Origin of the sequence: Clostridium sp. UBA3061 (assembly GCF_002367465.1) — a bacterium.
GTDB lineage: Bacteria > Bacillota > Clostridia > Clostridiales > Clostridiaceae > Clostridium_J > Clostridium_J sulfidigenes.
The window spans coordinates 216032-237005 of record NZ_DFCF01000005.1 but is presented as its reverse complement, the minus strand read 5'-3'; the positions used below and the strand labels follow the sequence as shown (position 1 = coordinate 237005).

General features: G+C 30.1%; 21 protein-coding genes and 1 other annotated feature. Of the genes, 14 read left to right on the top strand and 7 right to left on the bottom strand.

Annotation, left to right across the window (positions count from 1 at the left end; translation table 11 throughout):
* Positions 1-21 precede the first annotated feature (21 nt).
* Complete coding sequence (locus tag B2P65_RS04230) at positions 22-453, top strand: hypothetical protein (protein WP_346879648.1); 432 nt, start codon at positions 22-24, stop codon at positions 451-453.
* A gap of 107 nt (positions 454-560) precedes the next feature.
* On the top strand, positions 561-962 hold the full coding sequence (locus tag B2P65_RS04225) for a hypothetical protein (RefSeq protein ID WP_346879647.1): 402 nt from the start codon (positions 561-563) through the stop codon (positions 960-962).
* 124 nt (positions 963-1086) lie between these two features.
* On the opposite strand, the gene B2P65_RS04220 is transcribed toward B2P65_RS04225, so the two are convergent.
* Positions 1087-1746 carry a GTP pyrophosphokinase family protein gene (locus B2P65_RS04220; RefSeq protein WP_346879646.1) on the bottom strand — a complete coding sequence of 220 codons (660 nt, stop codon included), beginning with the start codon at positions 1744-1746 and terminating at the stop codon, positions 1087-1089.
* Between the two features lie 153 nt (positions 1747-1899).
* Complete coding sequence (locus B2P65_RS04215; protein ID WP_346879645.1) at positions 1900-2637, bottom strand: NAD-dependent protein deacylase; 738 nt, start codon at positions 2635-2637, stop codon at positions 1900-1902.
* Between the two features lie 270 nt (positions 2638-2907).
* Here B2P65_RS04215 and B2P65_RS04210 point away from each other — a divergent pair, with 270 nt between their 5' ends.
* The 4 genes from B2P65_RS04210 to B2P65_RS04195 all read left to right on the top strand — a co-directional run bounded on the left by B2P65_RS04210 (position 2908) and on the right by B2P65_RS04195 (position 5493).
* Positions 2908-3450, top strand: coding sequence for a flavodoxin domain-containing protein (locus B2P65_RS04210; protein WP_346876591.1), 543 nt, complete (start codon positions 2908-2910; stop codon positions 3448-3450).
* A gap of 162 nt (positions 3451-3612) precedes the next feature.
* A complete protein-coding gene (locus tag B2P65_RS04205) occupies positions 3613-4689 on the top strand; it encodes a helix-turn-helix transcriptional regulator (protein WP_346876590.1) in 1077 nt (358 codons plus the stop codon).
* A 152-nt stretch (positions 4690-4841) separates the two neighbouring features.
* Positions 4842-4997 (top strand): hypothetical protein, encoded by a 156-nt coding sequence (locus B2P65_RS04200; protein ID WP_346879644.1) that lies wholly within the window; start codon positions 4842-4844, stop codon positions 4995-4997.
* 136 nt (positions 4998-5133) lie between these two features.
* The gene (locus B2P65_RS04195) at positions 5134-5493 is read left to right on the top strand and encodes a VOC family protein (protein WP_346847557.1); all 360 of its coding nucleotides are present in this window, start codon (positions 5134-5136) and stop codon (positions 5491-5493) included.
* A gap of 201 nt (positions 5494-5694) precedes the next feature.
* Here B2P65_RS04195 and B2P65_RS04190 read toward each other — a convergent pair whose 3' ends face one another.
* The 3 genes from B2P65_RS04190 to B2P65_RS04180 are packed head-to-tail and all read right to left on the bottom strand — an operon-like array spanning position 5695 to position 7936.
* A complete protein-coding gene (locus B2P65_RS04190; RefSeq protein WP_346876711.1) occupies positions 5695-6417 on the bottom strand; it encodes an amino acid ABC transporter ATP-binding protein in 723 nt (240 codons plus the stop codon).
* A complete protein-coding gene (locus B2P65_RS04185) occupies positions 6404-7084 on the bottom strand; it encodes an amino acid ABC transporter permease (protein ID WP_035133830.1) in 681 nt (226 codons plus the stop codon). The genes B2P65_RS04190 and B2P65_RS04185 overlap by 14 nt, the downstream gene beginning before the upstream one ends.
* 27 nt (positions 7085-7111) lie before the next feature.
* The gene (locus B2P65_RS04180; protein WP_346847555.1) at positions 7112-7936 is read right to left on the bottom strand and encodes a transporter substrate-binding domain-containing protein; all 825 of its coding nucleotides are present in this window, start codon (positions 7934-7936) and stop codon (positions 7112-7114) included.
* A gap of 288 nt (positions 7937-8224) precedes the next feature.
* On the opposite strand from B2P65_RS04180, the gene B2P65_RS04175 reads away from it, so the two are divergent.
* The 7 genes from B2P65_RS04175 (at position 8225) to B2P65_RS04145 (ending at position 18281) form a co-directional block, all read left to right on the top strand.
* Positions 8225-8515 carry a YhdT family protein gene (locus B2P65_RS04175; RefSeq protein WP_346847554.1) on the top strand — a complete coding sequence of 97 codons (291 nt, stop codon included), beginning with the start codon at positions 8225-8227 and terminating at the stop codon, positions 8513-8515.
* A 15-nt stretch (positions 8516-8530) separates the two neighbouring features.
* Positions 8531-10024, top strand: coding sequence for a sodium/pantothenate symporter (panF, locus tag B2P65_RS04170; RefSeq protein ID WP_346879643.1), 1494 nt, complete (start codon positions 8531-8533; stop codon positions 10022-10024).
* Positions 10025-10282: 258 nt separating this feature from the next.
* Complete coding sequence (locus B2P65_RS04165) at positions 10283-10846, top strand: histidine phosphatase family protein (protein WP_346879642.1); 564 nt, start codon at positions 10283-10285, stop codon at positions 10844-10846.
* A gap of 16 nt (positions 10847-10862) precedes the next feature.
* Complete coding sequence (locus tag B2P65_RS04160; protein ID WP_346879641.1) at positions 10863-12089, top strand: exonuclease SbcCD subunit D; 1227 nt, start codon at positions 10863-10865, stop codon at positions 12087-12089.
* Entirely contained in the window at positions 12076-15570 is a 3495-nt protein-coding gene (locus tag B2P65_RS04155) for an SbcC/MukB-like Walker B domain-containing protein (RefSeq protein ID WP_346879640.1), read from the top strand. Before B2P65_RS04160 ends, B2P65_RS04155 begins: the two co-directional genes overlap by 14 nt.
* A gap of 143 nt (positions 15571-15713) precedes the next feature.
* Positions 15714-16127 carry a hypothetical protein gene (locus B2P65_RS04150; RefSeq protein WP_346847549.1) on the top strand — a complete coding sequence of 138 codons (414 nt, stop codon included), beginning with the start codon at positions 15714-15716 and terminating at the stop codon, positions 16125-16127.
* Between the two features lie 69 nt (positions 16128-16196).
* Positions 16197-16451, top strand: a binding site (T-box leader).
* Between the two features lie 177 nt (positions 16452-16628).
* Positions 16629-18281, top strand: a complete 1653-nt coding sequence (locus B2P65_RS04145; protein ID WP_346879639.1) for a glutamine--tRNA ligase/YqeY domain fusion protein — start codon at positions 16629-16631, stop codon at positions 18279-18281.
* A 122-nt stretch (positions 18282-18403) separates the two neighbouring features.
* On the opposite strand, the gene B2P65_RS04140 is transcribed toward B2P65_RS04145, so the two are convergent.
* Positions 18404-19594 carry a coenzyme F420-0:L-glutamate ligase gene (locus B2P65_RS04140; RefSeq protein ID WP_346879638.1) on the bottom strand — a complete coding sequence of 397 codons (1191 nt, stop codon included), beginning with the start codon at positions 19592-19594 and terminating at the stop codon, positions 18404-18406.
* Between the two features lie 120 nt (positions 19595-19714).
* Between B2P65_RS04140 and B2P65_RS04135 the strand changes: the two genes are divergently transcribed.
* Positions 19715-20608 carry a LysR substrate-binding domain-containing protein gene (locus tag B2P65_RS04135; RefSeq protein ID WP_150841824.1) on the top strand — a complete coding sequence of 298 codons (894 nt, stop codon included), beginning with the start codon at positions 19715-19717 and terminating at the stop codon, positions 20606-20608.
* Positions 20609-20693: 85 nt separating this feature from the next.
* On the opposite strand, the gene B2P65_RS04130 is transcribed toward B2P65_RS04135, so the two are convergent.
* Positions 20694-20843: a hypothetical protein gene (locus B2P65_RS04130; protein WP_167402733.1), complete on the bottom strand. Its 150-nt coding sequence runs from the start codon at positions 20841-20843 to the stop codon at positions 20694-20696.
* Positions 20844-20974: the final 131 nt, after the last annotated feature.

Below are 20974 nucleotides of genomic sequence, written 5' to 3'. Positions count from 1 at the left end.
TAGTTACAAGGAGGTTAAAAGTTGAAAAGTGAAGGAATAATAAAAGAATATAATATTTTTAATGTGATATTAATTACTTTAGTAATAGCTATGATATTTTTACCCTTTATATCTAGAGCTGTGAATAAATTATTTCCTATTACCTATGGATGCCTTTCTTATAGAATTTTAGGAGAGCCTTGTCCTCTTTGTGGATTTACTAGAGATATGAGAAATATTATATCTAGTGATATTTTTGCTCCTAAGCTAAACTTATTATCAGTACCAGCAGTTTTATTAGGGATATTTGAAATTTTTTTTAGAATGAAAATATTATTATCAAAGAAAAAATTAATGGATAATAAATTTAGAATTAAGATAATAAAATTTGATGCTATATATCATATATTTATGTGCTTTTCTTTTATCATCTATGGAATTCTATTTTATATATTAGATTTATCAAGGATTTAGAAGATGTAATAATTATTTCATTTTTGCTCAGTATAATAATTCTATCCTTTGGAAAACTTAATATATAGTATAGTTAAAACCCACTGAAAAGGAGAATGCATTTAGTTATGAATACACGTGTACCTTATCATAATTATATAGTTGTAATACCAAATGGAGACGTATTAGGCTTTGGAGAAGAGGATGATGCAAGAAAATATGTGGCAGGATATTATGTAGGAAAAATAGAAGAATTATCAGATGATATAAGTAAAGTCTATGTTGATTATGGAACAGATCCCCTTCAAGCTTCAGTAGATATATGTACTGAATTAGGAGCCTATGAAGGAGATTGTATTATTTATGATTTAGATAGTTTCATAGAAAATATTCAAAACTCTGGTATATTTGAAGATGAAAAGGAAGAACTTATACTAAAGCTTATGCAAGAAAAAATAAATTTGAATATTAATGATTATCAAGTAGATGACCTTTTATATGATACAAAAGTAGTTCCTAATCGAGATTAAAATACAAAACTTTCCTAAGATAAAATAATTTAAATAAAATTTGAGCATGTCTCTATATTGGAGTACATGCTCAAATTTTATGAAAAATAAATATATATTTGTAAAAATGTTACTTAATTAAGCATTAAATATGATTGTTCATAAGTCTGTTACGTGCCATAAGCATTTCCTCATCAAGGTGTGTTGTAGTACCAGCACAGTTTAACAGCATTGTGCTAATATCATCAGGCATTTCGCCCTCATATTTATATCTAAGCTTATGTTCTAGGCTTGCCCACGTATCCATTGAAATTGTTCTAAATTGAATCTCTACAGGAACATTTTCAACTTTCTTTGAAAAGAATACAGGAACACTAACAACTAAATGAAGGCTACGATAACCATTATCTTTTGGATTTTTTATGTAATCACGTTCCTTAATAATAGTTAAATCAGTTTGTGCCTTAATTGAAGCTGCAATTTCATAAACATCACTGAGAAAAGAGCAAATAACTCTAATTCCAGCAATATCAGTTAAAGTTTCTGCAGACTCAATAGAGAGTTCTAATCCTCTTCTTTGAAGTTTTTCAAGTATACTCTCAGGAGCTTTAAGTCTAGATTTCATATGTTCAATAGGATTATAAGAGTGAATACTTTTATATTCATCATTAAGTACTGCAAATTTTGTTTCGATTTCACGAAGGGCACAACGATATTTTAAAGAAAGAGATTTAAAATCTTCAATTTGGGTACTAAATTGTGAAATATCTATGTTTTTAAGATCCTTAAAAGGCAATTGTGGCATAATAAATTCTCCTTTGTATATGTATTAGGTCTTATAATAGTATAATATAAATTGCTTTTTTATTAAAGTGGGCATAAAATTAATATAGAAATATTAATGAGAAAATAACATAAGACTTTGGTTAATAAAAGGTAGTCAATGACTACCTTTATTTTATAAAAAATTAACTGACTCACTTAATACTTTCCCAATAGAATCGTGAATAACTAAGTCTGCTCTAGAATCAGCAGAAGTACTACTTTTATTTATAAGCACTAGATTTTTGCCTTTAAAATAGTTTATAAGATTAGCTGCAGGATAAACCACTAGAGAAGTTCCACCTATAATTAATGTGTCTGCTTTTGAGATAGCATCGATAGCTCCTTTAAGTACACTTTCATCTAAACCTTCTTCATATAAAACTACATCAGGTCTAACAGTTCCACTGCATTTAGGACAAGTAGGTATTCCCTTAGAATTTAAAATAAAATTCATATCATAGCTATCATTACACTTAATGCAATAGTTTCTATGAATTGAGCCATGAAGTTCAAATACATTTTTAGAACCAGCTGCTTGATGAAGTCCATCAATGTTTTGAGTAATGATTGCTTTAAGTTTGCCCATTTCTTCAAGGTTAGCAAGGGCTATATGTGCTCCATTAGGTTTTGCTTCAGGATATATAAGCTTTGCCTTATAAAAATTAAAAAATTCCTCAGGAAATCTTATAAAATAAGTATGAGAAACTAGTTGTTCAGGAGAAAGAGTCATGTTAAGTCTTGCGTTAAAAAGACCATTGGCACTTCTGAAATCGGGTATGTTAGATTCGGTAGATACTCCTGCTCCACCAAAGAATACTATGTTATTACTATTTCTTAAAATTTGTGTTAGTTTTTCTATTTCAGTATTCATATAATCATCTCCATAAATTATTTATTAATCCTATTATGACACGAAGTTATAGAAAATAAAATATACTTATAGAACATGTTGGATAATACTGTATTTGGTGTTATTATTAATAGTGGTATTAAAATGATAGTAAGGATATAAATGGATATTTAAATTGAGGCAAAAGATATCATATTAAGAAAAACAAAGTTAAAATATAAAGAAACACCATTTTACTATTACAGGTATAATAAAAAAATAATTAAATCGTTATACAAGGAGGTACTAAAGTTGGAAAATATAGTAGTACTATATCAATCAAAGTATGGAGCTACAAAAAAATATGCGGAATGGTTAGCAGAAGAGCTATCAAGTGACATAATTGAAACAAAACAAGCTGATATAGAACAAGTTGCAAAATACGATACAATTATTTTAGGTGGAGGTATTTATGCAACAGGTATAGCAGGAGTATCTTTTCTAAGAAAGCATTATGAAAAACTAAAGGGTAAAAGAATAGTAGTTTTTGCAGTGGGAGCATCTCCATATGATGAAAAAGCTATGACTGCTATAAAAGAGCGTAATTTTAAGGAGAAACTTAATGAAATCCCATGTTTTTATTGTCGTGGTGCTTGGAATGAGAAAAGTATGTCTTGGAAAGACAAAACCCTTTGTAATATTCTTAAAAAAGCTGTTGCAAAAAAAGACTCTAACAAATACGAACCTTGGGAAGCTGCATTAATGCAAGCAATTGGCTCTAACTTCGATTGGACAAATAAAGAAAATCTTAAGCCGCTTATTGAGTTTATACAAAAAAATTATAATGATATTTGAGATATGAGACATAGAGTAGGCTAATAACTATGACTTATAACCATAAAGTTGAATATCACTCAAGTTTTTTCAACTTAAGTATGAACTACTCTCCATTGTTGACAGTTGTAATTAAGCTTATAATAAAAGTACTAAAAAGGCTCAAAGGCGGAGGTAGTGAATATGAATAGATTAAATATTGGAGAGACTATTTTACATTTAAGGAAAGAAAAAAAGGTTACTCAAGAGCAGTTGGCAAGTATGATTGGAATTTCAGCAGGAGCAGTAAGTAAATGGGAGACTGGAAATTCAACACCAGATATTTCTTTATTAGCGCCATTGGCAAGAGCATTGGATACCTCTTTAGATGTTTTACTTTCCTTTCAACAAGAACTTTCTGAAGTAGAAGTAATTAATATAAAAAAAGAATTAGTTGAAGTATTTTTACATCAGAGTTATATGGATGGTGAATTAAGATGTAAAGAATATGAGAAAGAATACCCTAATAGTGTATATTTAAAATTGATAATTGCACAATTGATTCAAATGTATTCTATGATGTCAGGTAATGTTTCAGAGGAATGTATAAAATCAAGAATGGAGTATTGCTTAACTTTGCTTTATCAAGTTACTGAAAGTAAGGTTTCAAAGTATATATCAGTAGCTTTATTTTCTATTGCTAATATACAAATGACCTTAGAAAACTATGAAGAAAGTGAAAAGGCCCTTAAGGAATTATCAAATTCATTTATAGATCCCATGGTACTATATTCGTCATTGTTACAGAAGCAAGGAAAGAACAAAGAAGCGGAAAATATGTGCAAAGGAATGCTTATACAGTATTTAAATCAAAGCAATGCAATGATAGCAATATTAGCAAGGCTCTCAAAAGGTGAACATAATTATGAAAAGGCAGTTTTCTATTTAGATGCTCTAAATCAAGTAGAGAGTATATTTAAAATAGGGATGGGTTCAGGAGCATATAATTACTGTAGGCTATATATTGAAATAGGGGACAAGGAGCTTGCTGCAAAATGGTTTAACAATTATGTAAAAGAGCTACTTTCTACAGAATATGATTATAGCAATAACCCTTATTTTGAAAATCTTAAACTAGAGGTAAATGTGGAAGGGCAGAAGATAATAAGAAAAAAACTATTTCAATCACTTATGGATGAAGAAGATTTGAAAGTATTATGTGGAAGCCTAGAGTATGAAGAGGCAATTAAGGCACTAAAAAATACTGTTTCTGAAATGTAAAAGTGGATTTTGTATGTTCATCAGAAAAGTAAAATAAATAATATGTGAGTTTTGACTTTGAGATATTCATTGAACTCTATTTTGAAAAAAGAGGGTAATGGAACATTTATTTACATTTTTTTAATGCATGGGAAACATGTTGAGAAAAAGGGATGATACTTGTTAAGGTAATCAATACTATCCAAGGAAATAAAAAGGGGCAAATTATGGTTTATTATAATGAAATATATTATGATTCTGCCTATGGAGTTATGGAATATTATCCATGTAAGAAGGAGATTATCTATTTAGAGATTAATGTTGAATAAGTAAAAGATTACAGTATAATTTTCATGTAAATAAAGTTTAATATAATATAAAGGCTATTATATTAGGTATATAAATAAAGGGGATAGTAAAAATATATCGTAGCAGATGTAAAATTAATAAAGTGAGGTAGTATTTATGAATTTAGAAATGGTCACAATAGCAGTAGCAGAGTTAGAAGAATCAGAAAGATTTTATAAAGAAATTTTAGAATTAAAAGAAGTACAAAGAATAGATACTCCGGAAGGAATACACATTATTTTCTTAAAGGATGAAGAGTCTGGAACTATTGAATTAATAGAATATCCAAATAGCTTTAAAGAATTAAAAAAAGCTAATGGTTCAAATATCTCTATTGTATTTAATGTAAATAATTTCAATGAAGCGGTAAGAAAATTAGAAGAACAAAATGTAAAGGTGATTAATGGACCTATGGAAAATTATATATTTATAAATGATCCAAATGGCGTGAAAATTGGAATTAGACAAAGGCATTAAAAGATACATTAGCATGAAAAGATTAATTTGTCATGGTGATAAATGTAAATTTCATACTATGAAATTATAAATAATAGTAATGCAAATAACCAGTTAATTTATTTNNAAATAAATTAACTGGTTATTTTATTTTTAGATATAGATAAATTATAAATGTAAATATAATAAACTCTTCAAAAAAATTATTGATAAATTTATTTTTTATAAAACCTTAGATAAGAAATCTATAGTTCTAGAGTTTTTAGGATTTCCAAAAAGTTCATCTGGAGTGCCTTCTTCTAGAATTTTTCCTTCATCCATAAATAAAATTCTATCTCCAACTTCTCTTGCAAAGCCCATTTCATGGGTTACTACCACCATGGTCATACCTTCTTTGGCCAGTTCTTTCATAACATTTAAAACTTCACCAACCATTTCAGGGTCTAAAGCAGAAGTAGGTTCGTCAAATAGCATTACATCTGGACTCATGGCTAAAGCTCTGGCTATTGCTATCCTTTGCTTTTGTCCACCAGATAAGGAGCTTGGATAAGCACTAGCTTTATCTGTTAGACCTACCATTTTTAAAAGAGATAGAGCTTTTTCATTAGCTGATTGAACCTTTTCACCTTTTACCTTAATAGGTGATATAGTTATGTTTTCTAATACTGATTTATGAGGAAAGAGATTAAATTGCTGGAATACCATTCCCATTTTTTCTCTTAGTTTATTTATATTAGACTTTTTATCAGTGATATTATTTCCTTCAAATATAATTTCTCCTGAAGTCGGCTCTTCTAGTAGATTAAGACAACGTAAGAAGGTAGACTTACCAGAACCAGAAGGGCCAATAATTACAACAACTTCTCCTTTAGTTATATGTTCATCAATTCCCTTTAAAACTTCTAGTTCTCCAAAGTTTTTCTTTAAATTTTTAACGTGAATCATTTCCTTTAAGTCTCCTTTCTGCATAAGCCATTAATCTTCCTAGAGTAAATGTTAGGATAAAGTAGCAGATTGCTGCTACAATTAAAGGCTCAAAGTTTCTATAGGTGGCACCTGTAACTAGCTTAGCACCATAAGTAATTTCTGCTACACCTATAGCTGATGCCATAGATGATTCCTTTATTATAGCCACAAACTCATTACCAATAGCAGGTAAAATATTTCTTATGGCTTGTGGTAATATAATATGTTGCATGGCCATTCTTTGATTCATACCTAGACTTCTTGCAGCCTCTAATTGTCCTTTATCTACTGCATCAATTCCACTTCTTATTATTTCTGCCACATAAGCTCCTGAGTTAAGTGAAAGTGCTATTACACAAGCTACTAAAGGAGTAAGCTTAACTCCAAAGGAGGTTGTACCAAAATATACTATAAAAATTTGTAGTAATAAAGGTGTTCCTCTTATGAATTCTATATAAATAGAAGCTATAACCTTAGGAATAGGTACTTTTAATACAGATAACTTTGACCTTTTCATGAAGCAAAGAAGGGTTCCTAGGATTGCTCCAAATAGAACTGATAGCATTGCTACTAATAAAGTCCATTGAATACCTTCTATAAACACTGGATAATATTTTTCTAAAAACTTAAAACTTAAATTAGACATAGCTTCCTCCTTTGTAGCTAGTAAAAATTATTGAGCTGTAACCTCATCTTTACTTAATTTTATAGCTTCTTTATAAAACTCTTGTATTTTACCTTCAGATTCTAATCTTTCTAATGTTTTATTAACTGCTTCTAGTAAAGTAGCTTGTCCCTTTGGAAGAGCTATAGCAGAACCACCACCGGAAGTATCATTAATTTTTTCTTTTGCAACAGCTAATTCTTCATGAACTATAGCTTGTATATCAGCTACTGGAAGTTCAACAATTACTGCATCTAAGTTTCCAGCTATTAAATCTTGAATTAAAGTTGGAACTTGTGCTAATAGCTTAACATCAGCATTTTCAATTCCCTGAGCTAAAGTGGCTTGTGTAGAACCATTTTGAGCTCCTACTTTTTTACCTTTTAAATCATCAATACTTTTAATAGTTTCAGAATTGTTTTTATTTATCAATATTCCTTGTTCTGCTTGAAAATATATATTTGAGAAATCTATAACTTCTTTTCTTTCTTCATTAACTGATAATCCAGACACTCCTAAATCAATGATTCCATTTCTTGTAGCATCACAAATAGTGCTAAATTCCATCTCTTGAATTTCGTATTCTACACCCAAATCTTTAGCAATTTCACTTACTAGAGATATGTCTAGACCAACGGTTTTCTTTTCACCATTTTCCATTATAAAGAATTCATAAGGTGCGTAATCAACACTCATACCTACTTTTAATTTTCCTTCTTTTTTTATTTTAGATAGCAAGTCCACCTCTTCTTTATTACCGCATGCCATTAAAGATAGTGACATGGTACCTACCATAGCTAGTGCAAAAATTTTTTTTAGTATACCTTTTTTCATTGTTGTATCCCCCTTGTATAATAATTTATTACCGTTGCATAATTATACAACTATAACTTATAAATATGCAATAGTTTTTTAATATTTTTTTTAAAAAGATTTATATTAATTAAAAAAATTTATATTTATTTAAGTTAAAATACTATATTAGGGGAAAATAAATTATGAAAACCATTGTGAACTCAATGGTGACGTGATAATATTACTATGTTGTTAAAATGAGAGCTTATTACTAAATAGTACAGCTCTAGAAAACTTATTTATGTTAAAATCAAGAGGAGTAAGATTATGAAATTATCAGAAAAAGCTAAGAATCGACAAATGAATAAAGAAGCTATCATTTCTATTATTTTGTATATACTTTATTTTATGTGGTGGTATGTTACTGGCTTTGGGCTAGGAAGTGGAGATCCATCTACTTATAAATATGTAATGGGACTACCATTGTGGTTTGTATTAAGTAGTTTTGCAGGACCAATAATACTTATTGTAGCAGTAACATTTACTGTAAAGTATTTATTTGTGGATATGGATTTGGAAAATGATGAAGAACAAAAGAATAATCATAAGGAAAAATAAAGTGGGGAATGTAGTATGGAAAAAATGTTAATTGTAATACCAATTATTCTTTATTTAGCATTAAACTTATTTGTAGGAGTTTGGATTAGTAAAAATTCAGCAAAAGAAAATGCTAAAAATGGATTTATAAATAATTACTTCATAGGTGGAAGATCTATGGGAGGGTTTGTTCTTGCCATGACATTAATTGCAACTTATACTAGTGCTAGCAGTTTTATTGGTGGACCTGGAATTGCTTATTCTGTAGGATTAAGTTGGGTATTTGTAGCAGTAACTCAAGTTCCAACAGCATTTTTAACACTAGGAATCTTAGGAAAAAAGCTAGCTATAATATCAAGAAAAATTAATGCTGTAACAGTTACAGATTATTTATACAAAAGATATAAATCACCCACAGTAGTTATAATGGCATCTATTGCTTTAGTAATATTTTTTATTGTAACTATGGTGGCACAGTTTATTGGAGGAGCTGTACTATTCCAGTCTATTACAGGATTTTCTTATTTGGTAGGACTAATTTTATTTGGTACAATAGTAATTATATATACTACCATAGGAGGCTTTAAAGCAGTAGTTGTTACTGACACCATTCAAGGAATTATAATGATAATAGGTACAGGACTGATTATTTACTCTATTATAAAGGTTGGCGGGGGAATGGATACTATTTCAGCTACTTTAAATGAAGTTAATCCAGTATGGAATACCCCTTTATCTGGAGAACATTTTAGTAAAGGATACATCATGTCCTTTTGGGTATTAGTAGGAGTAGGAACCCTTGGACTTCCTCAAAACACAGTTAGAGCTATGGGGTTTAAGAATAGTAAATCCATGCATGATGCTATGATTTATGGAACAGTAGTATTTTTTATTTTAATGTTTGGAATGCTTTTAGCGGGAGTACTTTCTGCAGCAATTCTTCCAAAGGGAATTACAAATTCAGATACTGTTATTCCAACTTTAGTTATTAATATTATGCATCCTGTAGCTGCTGGAATATTTCTTGCAGCACCACTAGCAGCAGTTATGTCAACGGTATCTTCTATGTTAATCTTATCGTCTGCTGCAATTATAAAAGATATATATATGAACTATATTATGAAAAATGATGATGTAAAAGAAGGTAAAGATTTTGAAAAGAAGATATCAAAAATGAGTTTATGGTCCACAGCAATTATAGGGCTTATAGTGTTTATTCTTGCAATACAACCTCCAGCATTACTTACTTTTATTAATCTATTTGCTTTTGGTGGATTAGAGGCTGCTTTCTTTTGTCCAGTGGTCTTTGGTTTATATTGGAAAAGGGCTAATGCTATGGGTGCTATAATATCTATGATTTGCGGTGTTGGTTCCTTTATAATATTTTACGTCACAAAGTTTGCACCAATGGGAGTTCAACCTATTGTTCCAGCTCTTGTGGTAGCTATAATTACATTCTTAATGGGAAGTTATATTGGGAAAAAACCAGATAGAGATGTAATAGAATTATTCTATGGTATAGAAGAATAAAGTGTTTAAATGAGTTTAGAGTTATATCAAAACAAAATTAATGTTAAATTAATATTGAACTTATATTTATTTTAAATGAATGTACAATATTTAATTAAGATTAGAAAATTGTTTTGATATAACTCTTTTTTAGTTTCCTATCTTCAATAGTATTCAAAAAATACTAGTAAGTTTTTAATTAAAGATGATACTACAAAATAACTTAAGGTATAATAGAATAATATAGAATTAGAGTTTATTTATAGGGGGTAGGGAAAAATGACCAATATATATTTTGTTAGACATTGTGAGCCTGACTTTTCAATTCATGAAGATTTAATTAGACCATTAACGGATAAAGGATTAAAAGATAGTAAAAGGGTAGCGGAAGTATTAAAAAGTAAAAAAATACATGGAATTTATTCAAGTCCATATAAACGTGCAATAGATACGGTTAAAGAGCTAGCTGATGTGTTAAATTTAAAGGTAGTAGCTAAAGAGGATTTAAGGGAGCGGACTATTAAAGATCAATGGATAGATGATTTTAATGAATTTGTAAAATGTCAATGGGAGGATTTTGAGTACAAGCTTTCTAAGGGTGAATGTCTTAGACAGGTGCAAGAGAGAAATATAACAGCATTAAAAGAAATATTAAATGAGAATAAAGGCAAAAATGTAGTAATAGGAACTCATGGCACAGCTTTAAGTACAATATTGAATTATTATAATAAAACCTTTGGTTATGAGGAGTTTAATAGAATAAAAAGTATTATGCCTTGGATTATTGTTATGGAATTTAAGGGTGAGGAATTTATAGGATTTAAAGAAATAGATATAGATTAATGGAGGAGGAACAAAATTGAGAATACTTCATACTGGAGATTGGCATCTAGGAAAAAATCTAGAGGGTCAGAGTAGGATGGATGAGCAAGAAGAGTTTTTAAAGGACTTTGTAAATATTGTAGAAGAAAATAATATAGATTTGGTTATTATTGCAGGAGATGTCTATGATACAAGTAATCCACCAGCTAGAGCTGAAAAAATGTTTTATGATACTTTAAAGAGAATTTCTAGAAATGGTGAAAGGCTAACCCTTGTAATATCGGGAAATCATGATAATCCAGAGAGATTAGTGGCAGCAGGTCCTTTAGCTATGGACCATGGAATAATTATGGTGGGAACTCCAAAAACTGTAGTTCAACCAGGGAGCTATGGAAAACACAGACTTATTGAATCTGAAGAAGGGTTTATTGAAATTGAAGTTAATGAAGAAAGAGCAGTTATATTAACAGTACCCTATCCCAGTGAAAAAAGATTAAATGAAATATTGTATAGTGGCATGGAAAGCGAAGAAGAAAAATTAATGTCTTATAGTGATAGAATACATGAATTATTTCACACTTTAGAAGGTCATTATAGAGAAGACACTATAAATTTAGTAGTATCACATCTATTTGCCATGGGAAGTGAAGAAAGTGGTTCAGAGAGAAGCATACAACTAGGAGGAAGCTACATAGTAAATGGCAGTTGTTTTCCAGAGTCAGCTCAATATATAGCTCTTGGTCATGTGCATAAGCCTCAAATAGTTCCTGGAACTAATAAAAGAGCACGATACTCAGGTTCACCTCTTCATTATAATAAAAAGGAAATTAGCTTTAAAAATAAATGTTTTATAGTAGATGTGAAGGCTGGAGAAGATAGCCTTATAGAAGAGGTGGAAATAAAGGTTTATAAGCCCATTGAGGTGTGGAAATGTAATGGAGTAGAGGAAGCTATCTTAAAGTGTGAGGAAAATAAGGATAGAAATTGTTGGGTTTATCTTGAAATTTCTACAGATAGATATATAAATGAAGATGAAATAAAGAAAATGAAGATATTAAAAAGAGATATCCTAGAAATTATGCCTAAGATTATAGGGGTAGAGGAAGAGGATGAAAATGCTAGGAGTCTTTCTGAAAAATCCTTTGAAGAGATATTTAAGGATTTTTATAAAAGAGAAAGAGGAGTAGATGCAGAGGATGAAGTGGTTGATTTACTTATGTCTATAATCTCAGAAGAAGGAGGCGAAGATAATGAAACCAATTAGTCTTAAAATTAAGGGATTAAATAGCTTTAATGAAGAGCAATTTATAGATTTTGAAAAACTTACGGAGCAAGGCTTTTTTGGTATATTTGGACCTACTGGCAGTGGGAAATCTACAGTATTAGATGGAATAACTTTAGCTTTATATGGAGAGGTTTCAAGAAAAAGTTCAAACTTTATAAATACTAATTGTGATAGCCTAGCTTTAAGTTATACCTTTCAAATTTCAGGAGCAAAGCCTAAGAGATATGTTGTAGATAGAGAATTTAAAAGGGATAAGAAAACGGGTAATCCTATATCAGGAAAATGTAAGATAATAGATATGACTTTTGAGGAGCACATAATTTTAGCAGATAAGGTGAAGGAAGTTACTGCAGCTTGTAGAGAGATTATAGGATTAAGTTTAGAGGATTTTACTAGAACTGTAGTGTTACCTCAAGGGAAATTTAGTGAGTTTTTAAGGTTAGAGGGTAGAACGAGAAGAGATATGCTTGAGAGGTTATTTAACTTACAAAAGTATGGTGATAATCTTTCAAGTAAGCTTAAGGCTGAAGTAATCAAGGAAGAAAGTAAATACAAGGAGCTATCTGGTGAGCTTAAGGGCTATGAAAATATAAATGAGGATACATTAAAAGAAAAAGAGGATGAACTAAAAGCTTCAACAGATATACTAAAAAAAGGTAATGAGGAACTTAAGAAGTTAGCAGAAGATTTTAAGGAAAAAGAAGAAGTTTGGAAGTTAAGCTTAGATATTAAAGACTATGAGGAAAAGAAAAAAGCTCTAATGGGAAAAGCTGAAGAAATAGAAGAGTATAAGGAAAAACTAAAAATTGGTGAAGGTGCAGCTAGGGTTTTACCTTATATAGAAAGCTATGAAAATACTCTAAGAGATTTAAAAGCCTCGAAGGAAAAGGAAAATGCCTTAAATCTCCAATATGAAAAATTAAAAGTAGAAAAAGATGAACTAGAAAGTAAGTGGAATTTTTGGAGAAAGAAAAAGGATAAGGAATTACCTGACTTAAAAGTAAAAGAAGAAAAGGTTAAGGATGCTTTAATAGAAAAGAAAAATTTAGATGCTTTAAAAGTTAATATTAGTGAGTTAAGAGAAAGTGTTAAAAGTTTAAATGAGCAGGGACAGAAAGCTCAGGGAGAAATAGATATTTTAGATAAAAGAATTCTTAAAGGTGGAAATGTTATAAAAGAAACTGAGATGAAGTTTGAAGCCCTTAAGATAGATAGTGACTTAAAGGAAAAGGTTCAAAGGGGTATTAGACTTAATGAAAGATTTTTAGACTTAAAAGCTTTAGTAGATAAAGATAGATTAACCTTAACAAAACTTAAAAAGTTTATGGAAGAAGAACACGTAAAAGAGGATTTATGCAGAGATGAACTTAGTAAAAAGGAAGCATTGCTTATAGAAAAGGAAGAGGAGTTAGAGAAACTAATTAATACTTGTCCAGGAGAATCTACTGATCTTTTGAATCTTCAAAGAAGGATATCTGAGGAAACAGAAAAGACTAAAAGATATAGCCTTGCAACTGAAGTTATTATAAGCTCAGAAGAAATTATTAAAAATTTAAGGGAAGCAGTAAATAAATATGAGAAAAATAAGTCTAGGATAGATGAGGCCATTAAAGGTTTAAAAGCAGAAATATTAGAGCTACAGGTTGAGACTTTAGCAAGTGAGCTTAGAGAAAATTTAAATAAGGGTGAACCTTGTCCTGTTTGTGGTTCTTTAGAGCATCATGTTGAGAATATAAGGCATATAGAAAACCTAGACTTAACTGGAAAAAATGAAAAACTGCATGACTTTGAAAATCAACTTAAGGAAATAGAAATGAATATTACTAGGGACAACACTAAAATCTTAAATTTAGAAGAAAACATTAAGGCTAAAGAACTAGAAATAAAAGCTTTAGGGGATGATTTTAAAGTTGGGAATCTAGGAGTATTAGAAGAAAAATTTAAAGCACTAGATAAAGAACTTTCACAGTATAATAAAGATAAAGAAGTTTTAGAGACTGTTATAAAAACCTTAAAAGAAGAAAAACTATCCTTAGAAGGGAAAAGAAATACTATTAAATCAGTAGTAGAAGAAAAGGAAAAGCAATATAATGATGTAGAGCTAGAATTTAATAAAAATACTCTATCTTGTAGTGATTTAGAAAATGATATTAGTAGCATAAAAAATTCTATCAATGTAGAAAATTTTCAAGAAAAAAATGAAGAAATATTAAGGATAGAAAAAGAAAGAGAAGAGTTAGAAAAGAACATAAGAAAGTATAGAAAGGGATTAGATGATCTAATAGATAGCAAGGAATCCCTACAAATAAGCATAAATTCTCTTAGAGAAAACTTAGCTAAAGAAAAATCTGCTCTTATAGAAAAAGAAAAAAGTGCAGAGGAGAAGGAACTTCAAATAAAAGCTAAGGTAGGAGAACTCGATAATCTCAAGGACTTATTAGTGCAGCTTCAGGAAGAAATAAAGACTATAGAAGACTCCTTTAATGATTATGATAAGAAAAAGGAATCCATGGAAAAAGACTTTAAAAGCTGTAATGAAGCTTTAATAGAAATCATAAGTAAGGTTAGACAGTTAGATAAACGAGAGTCAGAAGAAAGAACTTACTTGAAGGATTGCTTAAGGAAGGAAAGTTTTGAAGATATAGAGCAGGTTAAATATAATGTAATTTCTAAAGTGGAAATAGAGAGATTAAAGACATTTATTGAAGAGTATAATAATAGCATATCCAAGGTTAATGGGGCTATTGAAAGTTTACTTATAAAGATAAATGGAAGAGAAGTAAGTGAAGAAGCTTGGCAGCAGGTTCAAGAAGAAAAGGCTATAAAAGAAGAGGAAATAAAAGCTTTTACGGAAGTAAATATAAGATGCTCAGAAGAAGTTAATTATATACAGAAAAAACTATTGGAGTTAAAGGAATTGTTAGATAAAAAAGAAAAATTAGATCATAAATTAGCTCTTCTAGATGATTTAGAAAAGCTATTTAAGGGTAAAAAGTTTGTTGAGTTTGTAGCTGCTACTAGACTTAAATATGTATCCATGGAAGCCTCTAAGAGACTTAAGGAAATTACTAGTGGAACTTATGGTTTAGAAGTAGATGAACAGGGTAAATTCATAATAAGAGACTATAAAAATGGAGGAGCCTCAAGAGATGCATCCACACTTTCAGGAGGAGAGACATTCCTAACATCCTTAGCTTTAGCCTTAGCACTATCCTCAGAGATTCAACTTAAGGGAACAGCGCCCTTAGAGCTATTCTTCTTAGATGAAGGATTTGGAACACTAGATGATGACTTACTAGAAGTAGTTATGAGCTCCTTAGAGAGGATTCATAATGATAAACTTAAGGTCGGAATAATAAGTCACGTAGAATCTATAAAAAATAGGGTACCAGTAAAATTAGTAATTACTCCAGCAGAATCAGGTAGAGGTGGAAGTAAAGTTAAGATTGAAAGAAGTTAATTGCAACAATGATTTTTAATGTTATAATAGATTATTGGCATTAAGAGAAATGTAAATGAGGATGTAACTTAAGATAAGAAGTTTTATTGGTTAAATACAAACTCTATGTATGGCAAAATAAATATGTAAAGTGAGAAAAAGATATGAGATATGAAAGATTAGAAAAGCAAATAAATAGACTAGACAATGATATTGATTCTATGGGAGTAGCAAAGAAGTATTTATCAAATATTGATGAAATTAATGAGGTAATTAAAGAATTAAATGAAAAAAGAATAGGCCTTGCTAATGAGCTGTATTTTGAAGATCATTCATCCTATGCACAATGCTGTATAGAGATAAGCAATGTAATTGATAGACCTCTTGGTCAAGAATCACAGGCTGAATTACTTGAGACTATAAAAGAAATTTTTGGAAGAAAGTCTCCAAATGTAAGCAAAAAAAGTTATGGACTTAATGCTTGGCTTAAAGAACTGGATATAGAATATAAGTGGATTGAAAAAGAAAATGAAGATTGGGCTACCTTAATAATAAGTGGATTTGGATTACACGAATAAAATAAAAAAATATTCTTAATTTTATATTGACGAAATAAATATATTTGTATATTATAGATAATAATATCAATAATAGCTATGATGAGAAAAGTAGATATTTAATTTCTTTTACAGAGAGCTCCAGGTGCTGAAAAGGAGTAAAGAAGTATTTATCGAAACAAGGCTCTGAGCTTCATACGGATTCTTTAAAGATGATGCTATGACGTAGGTCTACGTTACAGGACTAGAGTATAAGTATTTTAAATACCGTACTTGATAAGATTGATATGGTGACATATCTATGAATTTAGGTGGCAACGCGAAGATATAACTCTCGCCCTAAGGACTATAACAGTCCTAGGGTGGGAGTTTTTTTACGAGCAAAGCGAAAAGTTGCTTTAGCAACGTCACTCTAAATTTTATATTTGGTTAAGTGAAAAACTATAAAATCTTAAAATTAAAATTTATATATAAATGGGAGGTGAATTTAGTAAAGCTTGAAAAAAGCTTTACTAAGAGGATATGTGTAATGAAAATGATTCTTTAAACTTTGTAGATAGACTAGTGAAGGAAGATATTAATGAGGGAAAATGTGATGAAATTCATACTCGGTTTCCTCCTGAACCTAATGGATATCTCCATATAGGAAGTGCTTATGCAATAAATATAAGCTATGGAATTGCTAAAAAGTATAACGGAAAATTCAACTTAAGATTTGATGACACTAACCCAGGTAAAGAAGACCATGAGTATGTAGATGCTATTATGGAAGATATGAAGTGGATGGGGTTTGACTATGAGGATAGACTTTTTTATGGTTCAGATTACAGTGAAAAAATATATAACTATGCTTTATATTTAATAAGAAAGGGAAAGGCTTATGTATGTAATTTAACTCCCGATGAAGTAAGAGAATATAGGGGAACTTTAACAACACAGGGTAAAAATAGTCCATATAGAGATAGAACTATTGAAGAAAACTTAGAGTTATTTGATAAAATGAAGGCTGGTAAATATAAAGAGGGAGAAGCTGTGTTAAGAGCAAAAATAGATATGGCAAGTCCCAATATGAATATGAGAGACCCAGTTATTTATAGAATATCCTATACGCAACACTATAAAACTGGTACTCAATGGTGCATATATCCTATGTATGACTATGCTCATCCAATTCAAGACTATATTGAAGGGGTTTCTCATTCCTTATGTTCTAATGAATTCAAAGATCATAGACCCCTTTATGAATGGGTTTTAAATGAGTTAGATTTAGATAATCCAAAACCAAGACAAATTGAATTTGGAAGAATGAATTTAAGTGGAGTAGTTACAAGTAAGAGATATTTGAAGATGTTAGTAGCTAGTGGAGAAGTTGATGGATGGGATGATCCAAGACTTTCAACTTTAAAGGGAATGAGAAGAAGAGGGTATACACGAGAGGCAATTTTAAACTTTTTGAGAGAAATTGGAGTTGCTAAGGCTGATACTTTAGTAGATGTTGCTATGCTAGAGAACTCTTTAAGACAAGATTTGAAATTAAGGGTACCTTCTGTTATGGCAGTTCTTGATCCAATAAAAGTTGTAGTAACAAATTTACTAGAAGAACATTTAGAGTATTTAACCATTGAAAATAATGGTGAAAATGAAGACTTAGGTAAGAGAGAGATGCCTTTTACTAGAGAATTGTATATTGAAAGAGAGGATTTTAGTGAAAATCCACCTAAGAAATATAATAGATTAGTATTAGATGGAGAAGTTAGACTTAAGGGAGCATATTTTATAAAGTGTAATGAGGTAATAAAAAATGAATCTGGTGAAATAGTAGAGCTTAGATGTAGCTATGATCCAGAGACTAAGAGTGGTAGCGGTTTTACTGGAAGAAAAGTTAAGGGTACAATTCACTGGGTAAGTGCAAAGTATGGAGTACCTTGTGAAGTTAGATTGTTTGAGAATTTATTTAATGATGCTCCATCAGGGGATAATTTATTTGAATATATAAATAAAAATTCCTTAGAAGTAAAGAAAAATGCAATTATTGAACCAGCAGCGCTTAGACTAAACGAAGAAGGTAGATTTCAATTTATAAGACATGGATACTTTATAAGAGATACTAGATTATCTAAAGAAAAACTAGTATTTAATAGAACTGTATCTTTGAAGAGCTCTTATAAAAAGTAAGTCAGTGTATATAAGAAAAATCCATTAAAAATAAAGTATAGAAAATAGCCCAAGGGATAAAGAAAATCCTTTGGGCTATTTTTATATAAGTAGGATAAGAAATTACATTAGTTTTTCCTGTATTATTTTGTGTAATTATCGAAATAACCTTGGATGAAGATTATAGGAGTTCCCTTATCTCCACTTCCAGAAGTTAAGTCAGATAATGAACCTATAAGATCAGTAAGTCTTCTTGGAGTAGTACCTTGTGATTCCATAGCACCTACTAAATCAGATTCTTTATTTTTAATATATTCAGAGATAGCAGACTTAAGTTCTTCACCTTTTAAATCAGCAAAGTTATTATCAGCAAGATATTTTAACTTAACTTCATTTGGTGTTCCTTCAAGTCCTGGAGTATATGCAGGTGATACAACTGGGTCTGCAAGTTCCCAAATCTTACCTACTGGATCTTTGAATGCTCCATCTCCATAAATCATAACTTCAACAGTTTTTCCAGTTTTATCTTTAATCATAGCTTGTATGTCATCAACTACTGGTTGGCAGTTACGAGGGAAAAGTTTAACTGTTTCCTCTGTAGATTTGTTTGAGCCTAAAAGTCCATAAGCTTCATTGAATCCACTACCATCAATTGATGAAGATAAAATATCATCAAGACTATAAATCTTTTCTCCACCATTTGCTTTAAGTATTTTCTTAGTTCTGAATCTAGTGTGAATGTCACAAGTAAGTACATTCTTTGTATAATCTAATATAGTTTTTGGATTATTTGAGAATATAACTTCACACTCTATTCCATAGCTTTCAACTAGAGATTTGTAATACTCAATATAATCAACACCGGTAAATGGATGTTTATTAAATCCAAAGTGTTCACGGAATTGCTTTTCAGTTAGAACATCTGTCCAAGGATTAACTCCTTTTTCATCTAGGATATCTAAGTCTACTAAATGGTTACCAACTTCATCAGAAGGATAGCTAAGCATTAAAACAATTTTTTTAGCACCCTTTGCAATACCACGAAGGCATATAGCAAAACGGTTACGGCTTAATATTGGGAATATTACTCCCACAGTATCTTCACCAAACTTTGAGCTTACATCTTTAGCAATATTATCTATAGAAGCATAGTTTCCTTGTGCACGAGCAACTACAGATTCAGTTACAGTAACTACATCTTTATCATTAATTGAGAAACCTTCAACTTTAGCAGCAGTTAGCACGCTATCTACAACGATTTCTTCAATGTTATCTCCTTTGTTTATGATTGGGCAACGAAGTCCTCTAACAACAGTTCCAACGACTCTTTCCAATTATAACATCTCCTTTATGTAAAATTACATTAATTTTTAAAACCTACACTTGTAATATACACCATTTTAGTGGTATAAGTAAAATAAATAGATTAAATAGTAGATATAAGGAGTGCTTATATGATAAGTAAATTAGATTTATATAAGGTGTTTTGTATGGTGGGAAAGCATGAAAGTTTTTCAAGAGCTGCTAAAGAGTTATACATGACTCAACCCGCAGTAAGTCAATCTATTATGCAATTAGAAAGAGAACTAGATATAAGGCTTTTCACAAGAACTTCTAAAGGGGTTATACTTACAAATGAGGGGCGAATTTTATTTGAATATGCTAGCTCTGCCATGAATTTGATACATGTTGGAGAAGATAAACTTTTAAAAATTAAAAATATGATGATAGGAGATTTAAAAATAGGTGTAGGAGATACCATATCAAGATATTTTTTATTACCCTATTTAGAACAATTTCACAAGGAATATCCCAATATTAAGTTTAAAATAATAAATGCCACAACCTTAGAGCTTTGTGCTAGTGTAAAGTCAGGGGAAATAGATATTGCAATTTGTAATTTTCCTATTGAAGATTCTGCACTGGAACTTAGAGAATGTATGGATATTCATGATATATTTGTCTGTGGAAATAAGTACAAGAACCGTTGCTCTAAACCCATTAGCCTCGAAGAAATAACAGAATTACCATTAATATTATTAGAATCTAAATCTATATCAAGGCAATACATAGAAAAATATATGTTATCTAAAGGAATTAAAATTACTGCTGAAATCGAATTAGGATCTTATGATTTATTATTAGAATTTGCAAGGGCAAACTTAGGAATAGCCTGTGTTATTAAAGAATTTTCAAAAGAATATTTAGAAAAGGGAACAGTATATAAAGTGAAATTAAAAGAAGAAATACCTAAAAGAAGTATAGGGCTATGTTTTTTAAAGAGTGTGTCCCTTTCTCCCGCAACTACAAAATTTATTGAAATACTAGAGCATAAAACAGACATATAGGACAAAAACATATACAAAAATAGAATATACCCTGAAAGCTTAACACACAAAATAGAGGATTACTTTACAGGGTATTTTGTATTAACTAAAAATGACTACTTACTTCTTCTCTTTCAATTCTTTTTACATCTTTTAATCTTAAATGAGTTACGTCCATAATTTTATCATAGGATTCTCCATCTATAAGCATTTGTTTAGCTTTTTCACGTAGCTCAGGGTTATCTTCTAATTTCATAAATTTAACCTCCTTCAACATTTCGTTCAACCTTATTTTGTGATTATTATAAAAAACTATTCATATATATAGGAGCGCAATTAGGTATTTATTGAATGGTATAGTTGAATTTGTAAATCCGCAATGTTATA